Source organism: Pseudomonas californiensis (genome assembly GCF_021147775.1).
Classification (GTDB): domain Bacteria; phylum Pseudomonadota; class Gammaproteobacteria; order Pseudomonadales; family Pseudomonadaceae; genus Aquipseudomonas; species Aquipseudomonas californiensis.
The window spans coordinates 1-1476 of record NZ_JAGTPK010000114.1 but is presented as its reverse complement, the minus strand read 5'-3'; the positions used below and the strand labels follow the sequence as shown (position 1 = coordinate 1476).

Annotated in this window: 1 protein-coding gene and 1 pseudogene; both read left to right on the top strand. The window is 53.6% G+C overall.

Annotated elements, in window-relative coordinates; all coding sequences use genetic code 11:
- Nucleotides 1-95: 95 nt before the first annotated feature.
- A pseudogene (locus KDX37_RS29125) lies at nucleotides 96-614 on the top strand (site-specific integrase); the annotation flags it as partial.
- 87 nt (nucleotides 615-701) lie between these two features.
- Nucleotides 702-1178, top strand: coding sequence for a hypothetical protein (locus KDX37_RS29120; protein ID WP_231656626.1), 477 nt, complete (start codon nucleotides 702-704; stop codon nucleotides 1176-1178).
- Nucleotides 1179-1476: the final 298 nt, after the last annotated feature.

Sequence of the window (1476 nt, the reverse complement as noted above, 5' to 3'; positions counted from 1 at the left end):
GTGTCCGGATGCTTGTGGAATGAGTGTCCGGATCAGCGTGGAATCAGTGTCCGGATGTCGGTGGAATGGGTGTCCGGATGGTCATGGAATCCCCAGTTGGCCGGTCGAACTGGGAGCCTTGCATGGGAGATTTCCGCCAAGACCCTGAAGGCAACTGGTGGTATCACGTGATCGGAAAAGGCAACAAGCCAGGAAAAATTGCAGTGCGGGACGAGTATGTTGATCGGTACCTCAGACGCTATCGCAATTTTCTCGGCTTGCCGAACTTACCGGCGGAAAATGAACGAACTCCTCTACTCACGACGCTGGAAGGCCGAGCGGGCTTGTCTGGACGACAAGTGCGCACCCTCCTCCAGTCCGTTTTCGACAACGCTCTAGCTAAGATGAAGGCTGAGGGGCGCGAGGCGTACGAAATGAACAGTCTACGGTCAGCATCAGCTCACTGGCTCAGACATACATCGGCAACATTTGACGCGCCTTTTCGCAAGGCGAAAGACCTGCAGTTAGATCTTCGTCATAGCAACCTCAGCACCACCCAAGACACCTATTATCACTCTCATGATCAAGAGCGTATGCATTCTATCAAGCGCCTGGGTATGAGGGAGCGAGATTGATTTTGTTCCAGGAAACGCCAGCAGCCATGTCGACCACACGCGTCTTTCGTGCAACGATCGGGCACTAAACAACGATGAGGAAACGTGATGGCTTTCAGCAATGACAACGATGGTTTCGCCTTCGCGTGCTCGGACGCGAAAATGTCAATTGGCGCATCCACTTGGGCCACTCGATTGAGTCAACTCGGCAATGCCACCGGAGAAATCCTGATCTTGACCCGAGACCTGGCCGATATTGGGTACATAACAAACATTCTGGATAAGCGTCCTTATAATATCTGGATAGTGGCACACACTGACTGCATTGAAGCTGCCCAGGCCCTCAAGGCGGCCAGACCCTGGCTCAGGATCGCGGTGCATCGCGACATTGGGGCTAAGGCCGTTCTGGTTGCCCCTGATACCGTCTGGATCTCTAGTAGCGATTTTGGTAAGGCTGGAAAGCTTGAGTCAGCGGTAGGCTTCCATTCACCCGCTCTGTATTCGCAAACCCGTTCGCAGCTCTTCGATAGAGCTTGGGGTGAAGCTCAAGAGCTTCTGGGTCATACGGAGTTTAAGAAAGGTTGACCATAAGGTTACGGCTGTTTTTTCATCGCCGGCTCTGGAGAGTTACCGATGCCCCGCCGTCACCACGCACGCATGTTGAGTTGCTTTTCCGGATTGAACGTCAGCTCATCCAGAATATTTCAGCCCTCCTCCACTCGTTGACGATAGTGCGACCGGTCAATTCCGGCACTACGTACCAGCAATCAAACGCCATTCGCCTTGTAGTGGTCAACTAATCCCGGACACGACGTTAAGTTTTTCTTCGGCCCGAGCTGGCGCCAGCCCACCGTTGAATTGATGGGGGCGAACCCAGTTGTAC